The organism is Phenylobacterium sp. 58.2.17 (assembly GCF_026411515.1).
Lineage (GTDB): Bacteria > Pseudomonadota > Alphaproteobacteria > Caulobacterales > Caulobacteraceae > Phenylobacterium.
This window is the reverse complement of record NZ_JAPMTQ010000001.1, coordinates 184473-199367: the sequence shown is the minus strand read 5'-3', so window position 1 is coordinate 199367 and position 14895 is coordinate 184473. Positions and strand designations below refer to the sequence as shown.

Here is a 14895-nt window from a genome sequence, read left to right as displayed (position 1 = left end):
AGCAGAGCCAGATCGTGCGGTCGCGCTTGGATAGTCTGAATGGACTAAATGAGTCGGGTTCTGAACAAATTGAATTGAATAAAAACAACTGTCAGGGGAAGTGTTTGAGTCAATTGTAAAATGTTCGGCAATATTGTTGTGCGTGGCGAGATTGTGGCGCAAATCGACTGCCATCTGGAACAACATCAAGGTGGTATTGCGTGAATAAGCTCAAATTTCAGGTCAAGGCGCCGGCCGTGATTTCGGCGCTGGTTCTCGCGGCTGCAATTGCGACGCCGGCCGCCGCCGCGGTGCAGGTCGAATTCAAGAACGTCGCTGGCGCGTGGTTCGACCCGGTCGGCGGCGCGAACGTCAACATCGCCGCCAACGGCGGCGACGGCACGATCCGCTGGGGCCAGTCCACCGGCTACGGCCAGAGCGGCTACAACTTCGTCGGCGCCGATTTCTCGGCCAGCCTCGACCAGGCCATCGATTCCTCGGGCTCGGTGAACATCGGCGAGTTCCAGCACGTGAACTTCCCGATCAGCAGCGGCGGGTCGATCACCGGCGTGGGCCTGCGCTTCACCACCGATGTCTGGGCCGACGGCTCGTTCCTGGGCACGAAGACCTTCGAGTACAACTTCTCGCACAATGAGACGACGAACCAGTCGAACCCCTGCGCCAACGGCCAGGCGAACGGATCGGGGATCAACGTCAATGGCTGCGCCGACCGCGTGACCATGAACTTCAACTCGAATTCCGAGGTCTTCCAGATCGGCGGCAAGCAGTACACGCTCAACCTCGACGGCTTCCTGGTCGACGGTTCGCCCAGCGGCGGGTTCTGGACCAAGGAGAACGCGGTCAACAGCGCCTATATCCGCGGCAAGATCGACCTCTACAGCGTCGCCAGCGGCGTGCCCGAACCGGCCACCTGGGCGATGATGATCATCGGCTTCGGCGGCGTGGGGACCATGGTCCGCTCGGCCCGTCGCCGTCAGATGCTGGCGGCCTGATCCTCAGCCCGAGCACGAGAACAGAAGGCCCGCTCGTCCGAGCGGGCCTTTTTCGTTGGCCTCAGCGGTCGACGTATTCGCGGATCAGCGCGCGCGCCGCGCGCGGCAGCATCCGATCCGGGCCCTCGCCGCCCAGGGTGATGCGGGCCATGTGCGAGCCCTCGAGCAGCAGCAGCAGCCCGTCGCCGAGTTCGTCGTCGGCCGCGCCCGCGGCGCGGGCCAGCTCGATCAGCCGCCGCCGGGTCTCCATCTTGTGGGCCTTGGCGACCAGAAAGGCCGGATGGTCGGGTTCGTGCAGTTCGACCGCGGCGTTGCACAGCGCGCAACCGTGCGCCTCCGAGCTTTCCGAACGCTCGGCGAAGGCGTCGAACAGACCCTCCAGCTTGGCCCGCGGGGTGTCGAAGCGCCCGACGATCTCGTCCCACCAGGCCCAGCCCTCCTTCGACTGTTCGCGCAACACCGCGGCGACCAGCTCGTCCTTGGAGGGGAAGTTGCGATAGAGGCTCATCTTGGTGGCCCCGGCCTCGGCGGCGATGCTCTCGACGCCGACCGCGCGGATGCCCTTGCGATAGAACATGTCGCGGGCGGCCTCGAAGATACGGTCGCGCGCCGAGCGGGGCGCGGCAGCCGTCGTCTTGGATGGTCTCGCCGACATGTTCCGCCTTTCCGTGAGCGACCGGTCTGTAACGAGTTACATCACCGCGCGTCATGCACGGGGTCAAGCGGGCAGGGGACGGAGCTTCACCTTAACTTCCCCGATGCTGCACGATCAGGCGGATGTTGCGCTGGCGGGTCAGCCAGCTCCACGCCCAGTCGAACGCCACGGCGATGCGATTGCGCAGCCCGATCAGGAAATAGACGTGGGCCACGCCCCAGAACACCCAGCCGACGAAGCCAGTCAGCTTGACCTGGCCGATCTGCACCGCCGCCGCGTGCCGCCCGATGGTCGCCAGGTCCCCGGCATGAGCGTAGCGGAACGGCGCCTTGCCCGGCCTCCCGGCCAGCCGTTCGGCGATCTGCCGGGCCGCATGCTTGCCCGCCTGCTTGGCTGCCGGTGCGATGCCGGGCACGGGCTTGCCGTTGCTGGCCATGGCCGCGGCGTCGCCGACGACGAACACTTCGGGATGGCCGGGAACCGACAGGTCCGGGGCGACTTTCACCCGGCCGGCGCGGTCGTGCTCCCCCTCCAGCCCGGCGGCGAGCGGCGAGGCAGCGACCCCGGCCGCCCAGATGATCGTCGCGGCGTCGACCCGCGTGTCGCCCAGATCGACGCCATGCGTGTCCAGGTCGGTGACCATGGCCGAGGTGCGCACCTCGACGCCCAGGCCCTCCAGCGCGTCCTCCGCATAGGCCGACAGGTCGGGCGACAGGGCCGGCAGCACCCGGGGCCCGCCCTCGACCAAAAGCACCCGGGCCTGGCTGGGATCGATCTGCCGGAAGTCGCGGCTCAGGGCGTCGCGGGCCAGCTCGGCGACCGCGCCGGCCATCTCCACCCCCGTCGCGCCGCCGCCGACCACCACGAAGGTCAGCAGCGCCGCGCGCTGCTCCGGCGCGGCGGTCTCGGCCCGCTCGAACGCCGACAGCACCCGGCGGCGCAGTTCGGTGGCGTCTTCTAGGCTCTTGAGGCCCGGCGCCGCGCTCTCCCACTGCGGCTTGCCGAAATAGGAGTGGGTCGCGCCGGTGGCGATGATCAGGTGGTCATAGGCGAACGTCCCGGCCTCGGTGATCACGCTGCGCGCGTCCAGATCGACCCCGGTGGCCCGGGTCATCACCACCCGCACATTGGCCTGCCGGGTCAGCACATGGCGTAGCGGCCAGGCGATCTCCGACGGCGAGAGCGCCGCCGTCGCCACTTGGTAGAGCAGGGGCTGGAAGAGGTGGTAGTTACGCTGATCGATCAGGGTGATCTGGCAGTCCGCCTTGGCCAGGGCTCGGGCCGCCTCCAGTCCGCCGAAGCCGCCGCCCACGATCACGACGCGGGGTTTCTCGGCCTGGGACATGGACATCTCCGGTTGCGGCGCGGGCCCATCTAGAGGCCGCGCGGCCCGATCCCGCAAGCCGTCGGCGCCCGATTTGGCGAACGCCGTCCGAGAGCGCATGATGTCGAACAATTGTTTGAGGAATCCCGGCCGGGGGGCCGGGCGGTGATTTCAAAGGTGACATTGGTGGGCAGCGAACATTTCGACGTCCTGATCGTCGGGGCTGGGCTTTCGGGGATCGGGGCAGGCTATCACCTGCAGGCCAACTGCCCGGGCAAGACCTATGCGATCCTGGAGGGGCGCGAGGCCAGCGGCGGCACCTGGGACCTGTTCCGCTATCCGGGCATCCGCTCCGACAGCGACATGTACACCCTCGGCTACGCCTTCAAGCCGTGGCGGGAGGCCAAGGCCATCGCCGACGGTCCCTCGATCCTGAAGTACGTGCGCGACACCGCCGCCGAGAACGGCATCGACCGCCATATCCGCTATGGCCACCACGTGACCCGGGCCTCCTGGTCCTCGGCCGACGCCCGCTGGAGCGTTGAAGCGCAGGTCGGGCCCAACAAGGAAGTGGTCCGCCTGACCTGCAACTTCCTTTTCATGTGCACCGGCTACTATGACTACGCCGAGGGCTACACCCCGCAGTTCGCCGGGACCGATCAGTTCCAAGGCCAGATCGTCCATCCCCAGAAGTGGCCGGAAGGCCTCGACTATTCGGGCAAGAAGGTCGTGGTGATCGGCAGCGGGGCGACCGCCGTCACCCTGGTCCCGGAAATGGCCAAGACCGCCGCCCATGTGACCATGCTCCAGCGCTCGCCGACCTACGTGGTCTCGCGCCCGGCGGAGGATGCCGCCGCCAACTGGCTGCGCGCCAAACTCCCGGCCAAGCTCGCCTACGCCATCACCCGCTGGCGCAACGTCCTGTTCGGCATGCTGTTCTTCAACTTGGCCCGCAAGAAGCCGGAGAAGACCAAGGCGCAGATCATCGACATGGTCCGCCAGCACCTGGGCCCCGACTACGACGTCGCGACCCACTTCACCCCCAGCTACAACCCATGGGACCAGCGCCTCTGCCTCGTGCCCGACGCCGACCTGTTCGACGCGATCAAGAGCGGCTCGGCCTCGGTGGTCACTGACCACATCGAAACCTTCACGCCGACCGGCATCCGCCTGAAGTCGGGTCAGGAGCTGGACGCCGACGTCGTCGTCACTGCCACAGGCCTGAAGCTGCAACTGCTCAGCGGCCTGGAGGTCACCGTCGACGGCGAGCGCGTCGATATGGCGGGGACCATGAGCTACAAGGGCATGATGTACAGCGGCGTGCCGAACCTGGCCTCGGCCTTCGGCTACACCAACGCCTCCTGGACGCTGAAGTGCGACCTGACCTGCGAGTACGTCTGCCGTCTGCTGAACCACATGGACCGCACCGGCCAGCCGATCTGCACGCCCAAGCCCGACCCGACGGTGGGCGAGGCGCCCTGGCTCGACTTCTCCTCCGGCTACGTCCAGCGCAGCATCGACCAGTTCCCCAAGCAGGGAACCAGGAAGCCCTGGAAGCTGTACCAGAACTACGCTCTGGACCTGGTCAGCCTGCGCTTCGGCTCGGTCGACGACGGGGTCATGCAGTTCTCCCGGCCCCAGGGCGGCGGCCGTCAGGACCTGGCCGCCTGACCGAACGTCGATATGTGGCGGCTTGCCAAGCCGCCGCCCCGCCGTTCTGATAGCCCGGCCGGCCGCTCGACGCCGGTCGGGGCGCAGGGGAGGCGGCCATGGGGGCGTTTGCGGGGCGTGCGTTGCCGGCCTGGTACGACGACGCCAAGTTCGGCGTCTTCATCCACTGGGGCCTGTTCTCGATTCCGGCCTTCGCGCCCAAGGTCGGCAAGATCTCGGACATCTTCCGGACCGACTACCGCCGCGCCGTGGCGCTCTCGCCATACACCGAGTGGTACGAGAACGCGATCAAGTCGCCGGACACGCCCTCGGCGGCGTTCCATCGCGACACCTATGGCGCAGCGCCCTATCGCGACTTCCGCGAGCCCTTCCTCGCTGGCCTGAGACAGTGGGACCCCGACGCCTGGGCCGAAGCGATCGCCGGTTCGGGCGCGCGCTACGTGGTGCTGGTCAGCAAGCACCATGACGGCTTCTGCCTGTGGCCCTCGAAGGTGGCCCATCCGCACGCCCGCGACTGGCGCACCGATCGCGACGTGGTCGGCGAACTGGCCGCCGCCGTGCGCCGCGTCGGTCTGCGCTTCGGCGTCTACTATTCGGGCGGCATCGACTGGAGCTTCAATCCCGAGCCGCTGCGCACCCTGATGGATTTCGTCGGCTCAGTTCCCGGCGGCCGCTATCCGGCCTACGCCACGGCCCAGACCCGCGAGCTGGTCGAGCGTTACGAGCCCAGCGTGCTTTGGAACGACATCTCCTGGCCGACCTCCCAGGGCGAGCTCGACGCCCTGTTCGACGACTACTACGCCGCCGTGCCCGACGGGGTGGTCAACGACCGCTGGAAGACCCCGACCTTCACCGCCCGGCTGCTGCGCCACAAACTGCCGCGCCGGGTGCTCGATCGCATGATCGAGGCCAAGGCCGCCAAACAGGAGGGCGGGGAGGGCGGCGTCGTGCCGCCGCCGGTGCCGCACAGCGACTTCCGCACCCCCGAATATGTCCGCTTCGCCGACATCCAGGACCGCAAGTGGGAGGCGACCCGCGGCATGAGCCATTCGTTCGGCTTCAACCGCAACGACACCGAGGCCGACTACGAAAGCGCCGAGCACCTGCTGCTCGAACTGGTCGACAGCGTCTCGAAGGGCGGCAACCTGCTGCTCAACATCGGCCCCCGCGGGGACGACGCGCAGATCCCCGCGCCTCAGCTCGAGCGGCTCAAGGCGATGGGCGCCTGGCTGGCCGACAACGGCGAGGCGGTCTACGGAACCCGGCCCTGGCGCATTGCGCAGGCCGAGACGGACGGCGGCGCGCCCGTCCGCTTCACCACCCGCGGCGAGCGGCTCTACGTCATCCCCCTGGCCCCGGTCGGCGACGGCGAACTGGTGGTGCGCGGCGTAGGCCTCAGCGGCCTGGGCGTGCGCCTCTCCGATGGCTGCCCGGTCGAACTGCAGGCGCAGGGCGAGGCGACCCGCCTGATCTTCGCCCGGCCCCAGACCGGCGCCTTCGCTCCCGCAGTGGCGATCGACGGCGGGGCCTGCGCGAACCCCATGTTGGGGCGCGCGGCGTCTTGACGGCCAAGCTGCCCGCGGGACCAATGGGTGCATGAAGCCTGCGCGCACCCGGGCCATCTATGCCGGCTCGTTCGACCCGATCACCCTCGGTCACCTGGACATCATCCAGAAGGCGCTGCTCACCTTCGACGTCGTGCACGTGGCGGTGGGGATCAATCCGCTGAAGGCCGGCCTCTTCGACATCGACGAACGGCTGGACCTGATCGCGCAGTCGGTGATGGATCTCGACCTGACCGGGCAGGGGGCGCGGGTGCTGCCGCCGCAGGTCGAGGTCGGCGCCTTCGAGGGCGAGAGCGTCACCAAGTACGCTCACCGGGTTGGGGCCACCCACATCGTCCGCGGCCTGCGTCAGTCATCCGACTTCGACGACGAGTTCCGCTACCACGGCATTCTCGGCCGGTTGGAGCCGAACATGCCGATGATCCACATCATCTGCCGCGAGACCTTTCTGCACGTCAGTTCCAGCACCGCGCGCGAACTGGCCAGCCTCGGCGAAGATGTCTCCTGGCTGGTCACCCCCAGCGTCGAGCGGGCCCTGCGCGCCAAGTTCGTCGTCGGAGCCTGAGGGCGCCACGACATGCCGGCGACCGACCGCAAGTTTTGACCCGATGGCCGCAGGGGCGTGCAAGGTCGCCGAGGGGCGGCTGGAGCGGTCCGTGCCGATCCAGTTCTCATCGGCTAGGGCCTGGACATCGGCATGGACGCCGGCTTCGCCGTCGACTTCAGCTATCAGCCGCCGTCCAAGTTCACCGGCGGTATCGAGCAGGTGGCGGCCGACGAGAAGCTGGCTGCGCAGATAAGCAAGCCGTAGCGGCCGGTTCAGCCCAGTCGCAGCCGCACGGGGTCCAGTTCCGTGCGCGGTGCATAGTGGTCGCCCAGCAGTCGGCTGCCCTCGATCGACAGGCCGACGGGAATGATGATTTCGCCCGACGGCTCGGTGGTCATCGCCGCCAGGTCCAGCCGCGCGACTTCCACGCGATAGTCGCGCTTGGCTGTGTCGGCCACGGTCAGCGCCGCGCCCTTGTCGTCTACCTCGATGGCCGGGTCGGCCAGGAACACCGACAGCATGCCGCCATGGGCCTGGAACTTCACTTCGCCGGTGAACCCGCCGCGGCCCTGCAGTTTGCCCTCTGCGTCCAACGCCAGGTCGCCCTCCGCCGCAGCGAACACGAACGCTCCGTCCTCGGTCTGCTGCGCGCCGGCCCCGACCTCTGTCGTACCGCCGGCCATGCCGACATAGTTCCGGAAGCTCTGCTTCACACCCCACTGCAGCGACGCCGCCGGCTTAATCTGGTCGCTCATCGTCGACTCCCTCCCCATACCGAGCCCGGAAAGTAACATCTCTCGCCAAACCCGCAGCGGTCGCTTGCCGGTGTCGTGACAATTCCTTTGCGGTGCGACAGGTTGCCGGCCGTCGGCCATGGGGCCGGCGCGGGGTGGGTATGGTCGACCTTCTGTCGTCGCGCGCCGAGGTTCGCGACATCTATGACGGGTTCAACGGACGCGTGGCCGACGGCCCGCGCGCGCCGCGCCATGGGCCGGCCTCCGCCCGCCTGCCGGTCGAGCGCGGCGCCGGCCACTGGGACGTGGTGCGGCTCTACGACTACCTGCTCGTCTGTGTCGCCGACAGCAGCTACGACGACCACTACACACTGCCGATCCGCGCGCCGGAGGACCTCGTCTCCTTGCGCTTCGTGCTGGCGGGCGGCATCGGCGTGCACGACGGCGGTCCCAATGCCGTGCGGGTCGAGAAGGGCTACGCCTCGGTGCTGACCCTGCCGGCCGGGCGCGACTACGACCTGCACATCCATGGCCGCGAGCGGCTGGCCTCGCTGACGCTGCACTTCCACGCCGGCAATCTGGCGCGGATCATGGGGCTGGAGCCGGACGAACTGCCCAAGCTGCTGCGCGACCTCGATCGCCCGGGGCAGGGGTTCAACCACCTGGGCATGCGCCTCACCCCGGCCATGCACAGCGCCGTCGGCGACATAGTCGGGGCCTCGTTCAAGGGCAATCTGCGCCAGCGCTATCTCGAGGCCAAGGTCATGGAGATGCTGTGCCTGCTGGTCGACACGGTCGAGAGCAGCGAGCAGGGGCCGCGTGCGGCCTCGCCCGGCCGGCGCAGCGAACGCGACAGCCTCTACCAGGCGCGCGAGATCCTGATGGCCGAGTTCGCCGACCCGCCGACCATCGAGGCTCTGGCCCGCCGCGTCGGTCTCAACCGCACCAAGCTGCAGGGCGGTTTCAAGGAGACCTTCGGCGCGACGGTCTTCGACTTCTGCCAGGGGCGGCGCATGGAGCGGGCCAAGGACCTGCTGCGCGAGGGCGCCATGACCATCGCCGAAATCGCCGAATCGGTGGGCTACGAGCACCCGACCAACTTCACCGCCGCGTTCCGCCGCCGGTTCAACGCCGCGCCCAAGGACTTCCGCCGAAGGTAGCGGCGCGGGGGTGCTGCACCTGAAGTTGCCGAACTCCCGCGACTGATTGCATCGCGCATCAGAATGGCTGCTTGGCGCATCATTCGCAGAAGCGTCACACGCCTATGTTCCGGCCTCGAATTTTGCGCGCGCCGGCTGGAGCAGCGTGCGCGTCTGCCATTCGGGAGGGGATTCCTATGACCATGAGCACCAAGACGCGCCTGCTGGCCGCGTCGGTTCTGATCTCGGCGACGGCGCTGACCGCCGCGCCGTCCTACGCGCAGTCGGCGCGCGACAGCGCGGTCGTCGACGAACTGGTCGTCACCGCCCGCAAGCGCACCGAAAGCGTGCTCGACGTGCCGATGAGCATCAACGTCGTCGGCGAGCAGGCGATGCAGAACATGGGCGCCGAAAGCTACACGGCGCTGCTGGGTTCGGTGCCGAGCCTGACCGCCTATCAGAACGGCCCGGGCCGCACGCGCCTGTCGATCCGCGGCGTCACCAACGGCGGCGGCAACGACAACGACACCCAGAACCAGGAAACCGTTGGCATCTACATCGACGAAATCCCGATCTCGATGGGCGCCTTGAACCCGGAACTGGCGCTGTTCGACCTGGAGCGCGTCGAAGTGCTGCGCGGCCCGCAGGGCACCCTCTACGGCGCCGGCTCGATGACCGGCACCGTGCGGATGATCACCCATCGGCCGCAGTTCAACACCTTCGAAGGCAAGGTCGAGTACGGCGTGTCGAGCGTCAACGAGGGCGGCGACGGCTTCTCGCTCAAGGGCTTGGTCAACGTGCCGCTGATCAACGACCGCCTCGCGATCCGCGCCTCCGGCTACTACACCAAGACCCCGGGCTACATCGACAACATCACCACCGGCGAGAAGGACCTGAACGACGGTCTGGCCCGCGGCGGCCGCGTCGAGGCCCGCCTGCAGGTGACCGAGGACTTCACCGCCGACCTCTCGTACTTCAAGCACCACTACAAGGACGGTGGTCGTCCCGAGGACCTGGAGCGCGTGCCGGGCCTGGGCCGTGACTACACCTCGGCCGACGGCTACGACGACAAGCTCGACATCTACAACCTGACCCTGAACTACGACCTGGGCTTTGCGAACCTGGTCTCGTCGACCTCGTATTTCGACCGCACCACGGTCAACAAGCGTTCGCTGGACGGCCTGCTGGCCGCGTTCCCGGGCGTGAAGCCCAGCCCGCTGGTCGACACCACGGATTCGACCTACTTCGCCCAGGAAATCCGCCTGGCCTCGCAGGGCGACGGTCCGTTCAGCTGGGTCGTCGGCGCCTTCGCCGACAAGAAGGACATCTACTACCTGAACACCGTGCCGGTGCCGGGCTTCGACGCGGCCATGGGCATCAACTCGAACGATTTCGGCGCCCCGACCGACAATCCCTACTGGGGCTACGACGACCTCGAGGTGAAGACCTACGCCCTGTTCGGCGAGCTGACCTACGAGATCGGCAAGTTCAGCGTCACTGGCGGCCTGCGCTACTTCAACTGGGAACAGAAGTACAAGCTCTACGCCTCGGGCTTCTTCAACGGCGCGATCCCCAGCGACCCGCCGCGCCGCACGTCCAAGGAAGACGGCTTCAATCCGAAGTTCAACGTCTCCTATGACCTGAACGACGACTTCATGGTCTATGCCCAGGCCGCTCGCGGCTTCCGCTACGGCGGCATCAACACCCCGGTGCCGCAGGACGTCTGCGCCGCCGAGCTGGCCGACTTCACCCGCACCGGCACCGACCCGAACACCTTCGCGGCCGACAAGGTCTGGAACTACGAAGTCGGCGGCAAGGGCTCGTTCGCCGACGGCCGTGTTCGCGTCAACGGCGCCTATTTCCACCTGGTGTGGGACGACATGCAGACCCAGCGCCGCCTCGACTGCGGCTTCGGGTTCCGCGAGAATGTCGGCGGCGCGACCAGCGACGGCGTCGAACTGGAAGTCACCGCCAACCCGATCCAGGGCCTGACCCTGACCGCCGGCGGCGCCTACATCGACTCCAAGCTCTCGACCGACGTGGCGAACCTGAAGGCCAAGGAAGGCGACAAGGCGCCGTTCGTGCCCGAGTTCACCTTCAGCGGCTCGGCCGAGTACGTGTTCCCGGTCAGTGACGACCTCGACGCCTTCGTCTACGCCGGCTACCAGTACATGGGCGAGCGCTTCACCGAGTTCAGCCCGGAGCTGAGCACCTACCGCAAGATGGACGCCTACAACGTCGTCAACCTGCGCGCGGGCCTCACCCACGAGGGCGTCGAGTTCTCGGTCTATGCGAACAACGCCCTCGACAGCCGCGGCGTGATCCGCGCGCTGCCGGCCAGCCCGTTCGATCCCGAGGCGCGCATCCGCATCGTGCCGCGCACCGTCGGGGCGAACATCCGGGTGGCGTTCTAAGACTATGGGCCGGCGGGGCGACCCGCCGGCCTCGCGACTGACAAAAGGGGAGGGGCCGCCTTGGCCGTGAAACTCGCTCGACGCGCCATGCTGGGCGCGGCTCTCACCCTGGCGATGGCGGGCTGCGCGCTCGCCGCGCCGGCGACGCCGGTGGTGATGACCACCGATCTCGGCGTCGTGGAGTTGGAGCTCTACCCGGACAAGGCTCCGGTCACCGTGGCTAACTTCCTGCGTTACGTCGACGAGGGCCGCTTCGACGGGGCGACCTTCTACCGCGTGGTGCGCGCCGGGACCGACCCGAACCCCAAGGCGCCGATCCAGGTGATCCAGGGCGGCATCGACAGCGACGCCCACCGCGGCCAAATGCTGCCGCCGATCGCCCACGAGACCACCGCCAAGACCGGCCTGTCGCACACCGACGGCGTCATCTCGATGGCCCGCGACGGTCCCGGCAGCGCGACCTCCGAGTTCTTCATCACGGTCGGCGACAACACCAGCCTCGACTTCGGCGGCGCGCGCAATCCCGACGGCCAGGGCTACGCCGCCTTCGGTCGGGTGACGCACGGCATGGACGTCGTCCGCAAGATCCAGGCCCAGCCCTCGGACGCCCCGACGCCGGTAACCTTCGTAAAGGGACAGATTCTGGAACGTCCCGTCGAAATCCTGTCGATACGGCGCAAATAGGAGCCCGAACGTGAACCGCAGCGCACTTTCCGCCATCGCCCTGACGATGGCTCTGATCGCCGGTCCGGCTCTCGCCGATGACCGCGCCGACGTCGCCAAGGTGTTGGCCGACGCCAGCGCCGGCTGGAGCCGCGGCGAGCTGGACACCTTCATGGCCAGCTACGAAAAAGCCCCGCAAATCAACTATGTTAGCGGTGGAAAGGTGATCCAGGGCTATGACGCGATCCGCGCCATGTACGCCCCGCGTTTCGCCGACCCGAAGGCCATGCCGCAGCTCTCGACCGAGGTCGTCGACTTCGATCCGCTGGGCGCCGACTACGCCGCTGTGATCGGCAGGTTCAATCTCGCCATGCCGAATGGCGAGAAGGCCACCGGGCTGTTCAGCCTCGTGTTCCACAAGACCGCAGAGGGCTGGCGGATCGTCTCCGATCACTCCGGCTGAGGCTTAGGCGGCCCGGCCGTTCGAGCTCGGGCCACCGCTTGCTCGAGGCTCGCGTCGTCCAGCCCGCCCTGCAGGAGGTGGGGCCCGACCAGATAGGCTGGCGTGCCCTTCAGGCCGAGGCCGAAGGCCTGGTTGGCGTGCGCCGCCAGCTGGCGGTCTATCTCTTTGTCATACTGAATTAAATCGGCCTCCAAGCGGGCCGGGTCGAGCCCAGCGTCGGCGGCGATCCGGCCGATCTCGGCCGGGGTCAGCGGGGCGTTGTCGGCCATCAGCGCCCGGTGCATGGCGAGGTATTTGCCCTGCCGCTCGGCGGCCAGCGCCGCCCGGGCCGCGAGCGTCGACTGCTCGCCCAGGATCGGCCAATCCTTGTAGTGGACCCGCACCTTGGGGTCGCGCGCGACCAGCCGCTCCAGCGCCGGATCGGTCCGCCGGCAGATCGGACAGCGATAGTCGGTGAACAGCACCACCACCACGTCGGCGTCGGCCGGCCCGACCCGCGGCGTGCCGGCGTCGTCCAGAAGGCCGGCGACCACCGGCGTCCGTTCCAGCGTGAGCGCTGGCGGCGGGCGGTTCTGCAGGACGAAGGTGATCGCCAGGCCGACCACGACGGCGATGGCCAGGACTCGCCTCGGATGTGCGTCGGCCCAGTCGGCGAGGGAATCGAAAAGCCGTTTCATCGGACCGGCCTAGTGGCGTGCTGGGGAGGCGTCCAGGCGCGAGCGGCGCTAGACCGTGCGGTCGAGCACGTGATCGACGTCCGGGGCCTCGATGGCGCGAACGTCCTTGCGCCACAGGCGGGCGCGATAGGCCCGCCCGCTGGCCCGCAGGTCGCCCAGCAAGACGGCTCCGATCTCGCGTGGCGGCGGCCGGATCGGCGGCGAGGGGGGCTGGCGTTGGGGGCTCATGGTTGTTGAACGTCCTCGCAGCCCTTGTGGTTCTTGGGATGGTGAACGTCGGGCGCTAGCCGCCGTCCAACTCCGCCGCCAGCCAGTCCAGAAACACCTGCGCCTGCGGCGACAGCGGTCGGGTCCGGTGCGGAATAGCCGCAAAGCCGTCGGCAAAGGGCGCGAACCCAGCCACTGCGACGAGCCGACCGGCGGCGAGGTCGGCGTTCGCCAGCCGCCGCTCGGCCACCGCAACTCCCATGCCGGCGACCGCAGCCTGCAGGCAGAGGTGCGTGTGCGGAAAGCTGATCTGCGCCGGGGCGTCCAGGGACAGGCCCGAGAGCCGGCTCCACAGCGCCCAGGCCCCGGCGGTGTGGTCGTGTACGATGCGTTGTTCGACGCGCAGGGCGCCATCGCGGCGCTCGAGCGGATAGCCTGGGGCCGCCACCGGTCCGAACTGCGCGTCGGCCAAGCGGATGGCGCGGGCCTGGTCCTCAGGCGGATGGGCGCTGCGGTCCCATAGGATCACCAGGTCGGCGTCGCGGTCCTCGCGCATTTCCCTGGCTGATGTCATCGAGAGCTGCAGCCGTACCTGCGGGTGCAGCTCGGAAAAGCGCGGCAGATGCGGAACCAGCCAGCCCATGGCGAAGCTGGCGCTGCAGGCGATGCGCAGCGCCGGGGCCCGCGCCTCGCGCACGACCTCGGCATAGGCCTGGCCAAGATCGTCGAACGCGCGGCCGACCGCCTGCGCCAGCTGCCGGCCGGCGGCGTTGGGTTGCAGGCCGGTGCCGACCTTGTCGAATAGCGGCGCGCCGGCGTCAACGCGCAGGGCCTGCAACTGCTTGCTCACCGCGCCGTGGGTGCGGCCGAGCTCCTCGGCGGCGCGGCTGACCGAGCCCAATCTGGCGACGGCTTCGAAGGCGCGCAGAGCGGCGAGCGGCGGCAGGCGTGGGCGCATGGCGTGGCGGCCTCAATATTGAATTTTCCTCACATATAGCACGACCCGAACTCGATTTTGTCCAGTCAGAGTGGGGGTTAGATGTTCGGGCATCGAGATCGACGTGAGGATGAGTGACAGATGGCGGTTGGCGGGGATGTCGACTACGAGCGAACCGGGACCGGTTACGGCGCTCAGCGCCGGCCCGATCCGGTGCTGGCGGCGCGTATCCGCCAGGCCCTGGGGCCGGTACGGACCGTGCTCAATGTCGGGGCCGGAACCGGGTCCTATGAGCCGGAGGACTGCCAGGTGCTGGCGATCGAGCCTTCGGCGGTGATGCGGGCCCAGCGGCCGCCCGGCGCCGGCCTGGCCGTCGAGGGGTTCGCCGAGGCGTTGCCGCTCGACGACGCCAGCGTCGACGCGGCGATGGCGGTGGCCACGGTCCATCAGTGGCGCGACCTGGCCAAGGGACTGGCGGAGCTGCGGCGCGTGGCGCGCGGGCCGGTGGTGGTCGCCGCCTTCGACGGATCGGTGCTGTCGCAATGGTGGCTGAACGACTACGCGCCCGAGCTGCTGGCCGCCGAACAGAAACGCTATCCCGACATCGCCGCGATCATGCAGGGCCTGGGCGGCCAGGTGAGCGTCGAGACCGTGCCCATCGCCGCCGATTGCCCGGATGGGATCACCGAGGCCTTTTACGCCCGGCCCGAGCGCCTGCTGGACCCGGCGGTGCGGCGCGCGCAGTCGTCCTGGGGTTTCGTTGCGCCGGAGGTCGAGCCGCGGTTCGTGGCCACCTTGTCGGCGGACCTCGACTCGGGGGCGTGGGACGCCCGACACGGCCATTGGCGCAAGATGGCGACCTATGACGGCTCGCGCCGGCTGATCGTCTCGCGGCCATAGGGAAGGG

Annotated in this window: 15 protein-coding genes; 9 read left to right on the top strand and 6 right to left on the bottom strand. The window is 68.4% G+C overall.

Annotated elements, in window-relative coordinates; translation table 11 throughout:
* Positions 1 to 200 precede the first annotated feature (200 nt).
* The gene (locus OUA97_RS00945; protein ID WP_267229845.1) at positions 201 to 992 is read left to right on the top strand and encodes a THxN family PEP-CTERM protein; all 792 of its coding nucleotides are present in this window, start codon (positions 201 to 203) and stop codon (positions 990 to 992) included.
* Positions 993 to 1053: 61 nt separating this feature from the next.
* On the opposite strand, the gene OUA97_RS00940 is transcribed toward OUA97_RS00945, so the two are convergent.
* Together OUA97_RS00940 and OUA97_RS00935 are read right to left on the bottom strand one after the other, a co-directional pair.
* Positions 1054 to 1647, bottom strand: coding sequence for a TetR/AcrR family transcriptional regulator (locus OUA97_RS00940; RefSeq protein WP_267229844.1), 594 nt, complete (start codon positions 1645 to 1647; stop codon positions 1054 to 1056).
* A 91-nt stretch (positions 1648 to 1738) separates the two neighbouring features.
* Entirely contained in the window at positions 1739 to 2992 is a 1254-nt protein-coding gene (locus OUA97_RS00935; protein ID WP_267229843.1) for an NAD(P)/FAD-dependent oxidoreductase, read from the bottom strand.
* Positions 2993 to 3157: 165 nt separating this feature from the next.
* Here OUA97_RS00935 and OUA97_RS00930 point away from each other — a divergent pair, with 165 nt between their 5' ends.
* The 3 genes from OUA97_RS00930 to coaD all read left to right on the top strand — a co-directional run bounded on the left by OUA97_RS00930 (position 3158) and on the right by coaD (position 6772).
* Entirely contained in the window at positions 3158 to 4642 is a 1485-nt protein-coding gene (locus tag OUA97_RS00930) for a flavin-containing monooxygenase (protein WP_267229842.1), read from the top strand.
* 98 nt (positions 4643 to 4740) lie between these two features.
* Positions 4741 to 6207 (top strand): alpha-L-fucosidase, encoded by a 1467-nt coding sequence (locus tag OUA97_RS00925; RefSeq protein ID WP_267229841.1) that lies wholly within the window; start codon positions 4741 to 4743, stop codon positions 6205 to 6207.
* 31 nt (positions 6208 to 6238) lie between these two features.
* On the top strand, positions 6239 to 6772 hold the full coding sequence (coaD, locus tag OUA97_RS00920) for a pantetheine-phosphate adenylyltransferase (RefSeq protein WP_267229840.1): 534 nt from the start codon (positions 6239 to 6241) through the stop codon (positions 6770 to 6772).
* A gap of 254 nt (positions 6773 to 7026) precedes the next feature.
* Here the strand turns inward: coaD and OUA97_RS00915 are convergent, their stop codons facing one another.
* Positions 7027 to 7509 (bottom strand): HtaA domain-containing protein, encoded by a 483-nt coding sequence (locus OUA97_RS00915; protein WP_267229839.1) that lies wholly within the window; start codon positions 7507 to 7509, stop codon positions 7027 to 7029.
* 140 nt (positions 7510 to 7649) lie between these two features.
* On the opposite strand from OUA97_RS00915, the gene OUA97_RS00910 reads away from it, so the two are divergent.
* The 4 genes from OUA97_RS00910 to OUA97_RS00895 all read left to right on the top strand — a co-directional run bounded on the left by OUA97_RS00910 (position 7650) and on the right by OUA97_RS00895 (position 12167).
* Positions 7650 to 8648: a helix-turn-helix transcriptional regulator gene (locus tag OUA97_RS00910; protein WP_267229838.1), complete on the top strand. Its 999-nt coding sequence runs from the start codon at positions 7650 to 7652 to the stop codon at positions 8646 to 8648.
* Positions 8649 to 8830: 182 nt separating this feature from the next.
* On the top strand, positions 8831 to 11041 hold the full coding sequence (locus tag OUA97_RS00905) for a TonB-dependent receptor (protein ID WP_267229837.1): 2211 nt from the start codon (positions 8831 to 8833) through the stop codon (positions 11039 to 11041).
* Between the two features lie 66 nt (positions 11042 to 11107).
* Positions 11108 to 11725, top strand: a complete 618-nt coding sequence (locus OUA97_RS00900; RefSeq protein WP_267230036.1) for a peptidylprolyl isomerase — start codon at positions 11108 to 11110, stop codon at positions 11723 to 11725.
* Between the two features lie 10 nt (positions 11726 to 11735).
* Positions 11736 to 12167, top strand: coding sequence for a YybH family protein (locus tag OUA97_RS00895; RefSeq protein WP_267229836.1), 432 nt, complete (start codon positions 11736 to 11738; stop codon positions 12165 to 12167).
* Here OUA97_RS00895 and OUA97_RS00890 read toward each other — a convergent pair.
* Genes OUA97_RS00890 through OUA97_RS00880 form a run of 3 tightly spaced genes read right to left on the bottom strand, consistent with a single transcriptional unit; the run spans position 12155 to position 14009 of the window.
* Positions 12155 to 12844, bottom strand: a complete 690-nt coding sequence (locus OUA97_RS00890; protein WP_267229835.1) for a DsbA family protein — start codon at positions 12842 to 12844, stop codon at positions 12155 to 12157. The two genes, OUA97_RS00895 and OUA97_RS00890, sit on opposite strands and share 13 nt — an antisense overlap.
* 48 nt (positions 12845 to 12892) lie before the next feature.
* Positions 12893 to 13072, bottom strand: coding sequence for a hypothetical protein (locus tag OUA97_RS00885; protein WP_267229834.1), 180 nt, complete (start codon positions 13070 to 13072; stop codon positions 12893 to 12895).
* 55 nt (positions 13073 to 13127) lie between these two features.
* Positions 13128 to 14009 carry a LysR substrate-binding domain-containing protein gene (locus OUA97_RS00880; RefSeq protein ID WP_267229833.1) on the bottom strand — a complete coding sequence of 294 codons (882 nt, stop codon included), beginning with the start codon at positions 14007 to 14009 and terminating at the stop codon, positions 13128 to 13130.
* A 120-nt stretch (positions 14010 to 14129) separates the two neighbouring features.
* On the opposite strand from OUA97_RS00880, the gene OUA97_RS00875 reads away from it, so the two are divergent.
* Entirely contained in the window at positions 14130 to 14888 is a 759-nt protein-coding gene (locus OUA97_RS00875; protein WP_267229832.1) for a class I SAM-dependent methyltransferase, read from the top strand.
* Positions 14889 to 14895: the final 7 nt, after the last annotated feature.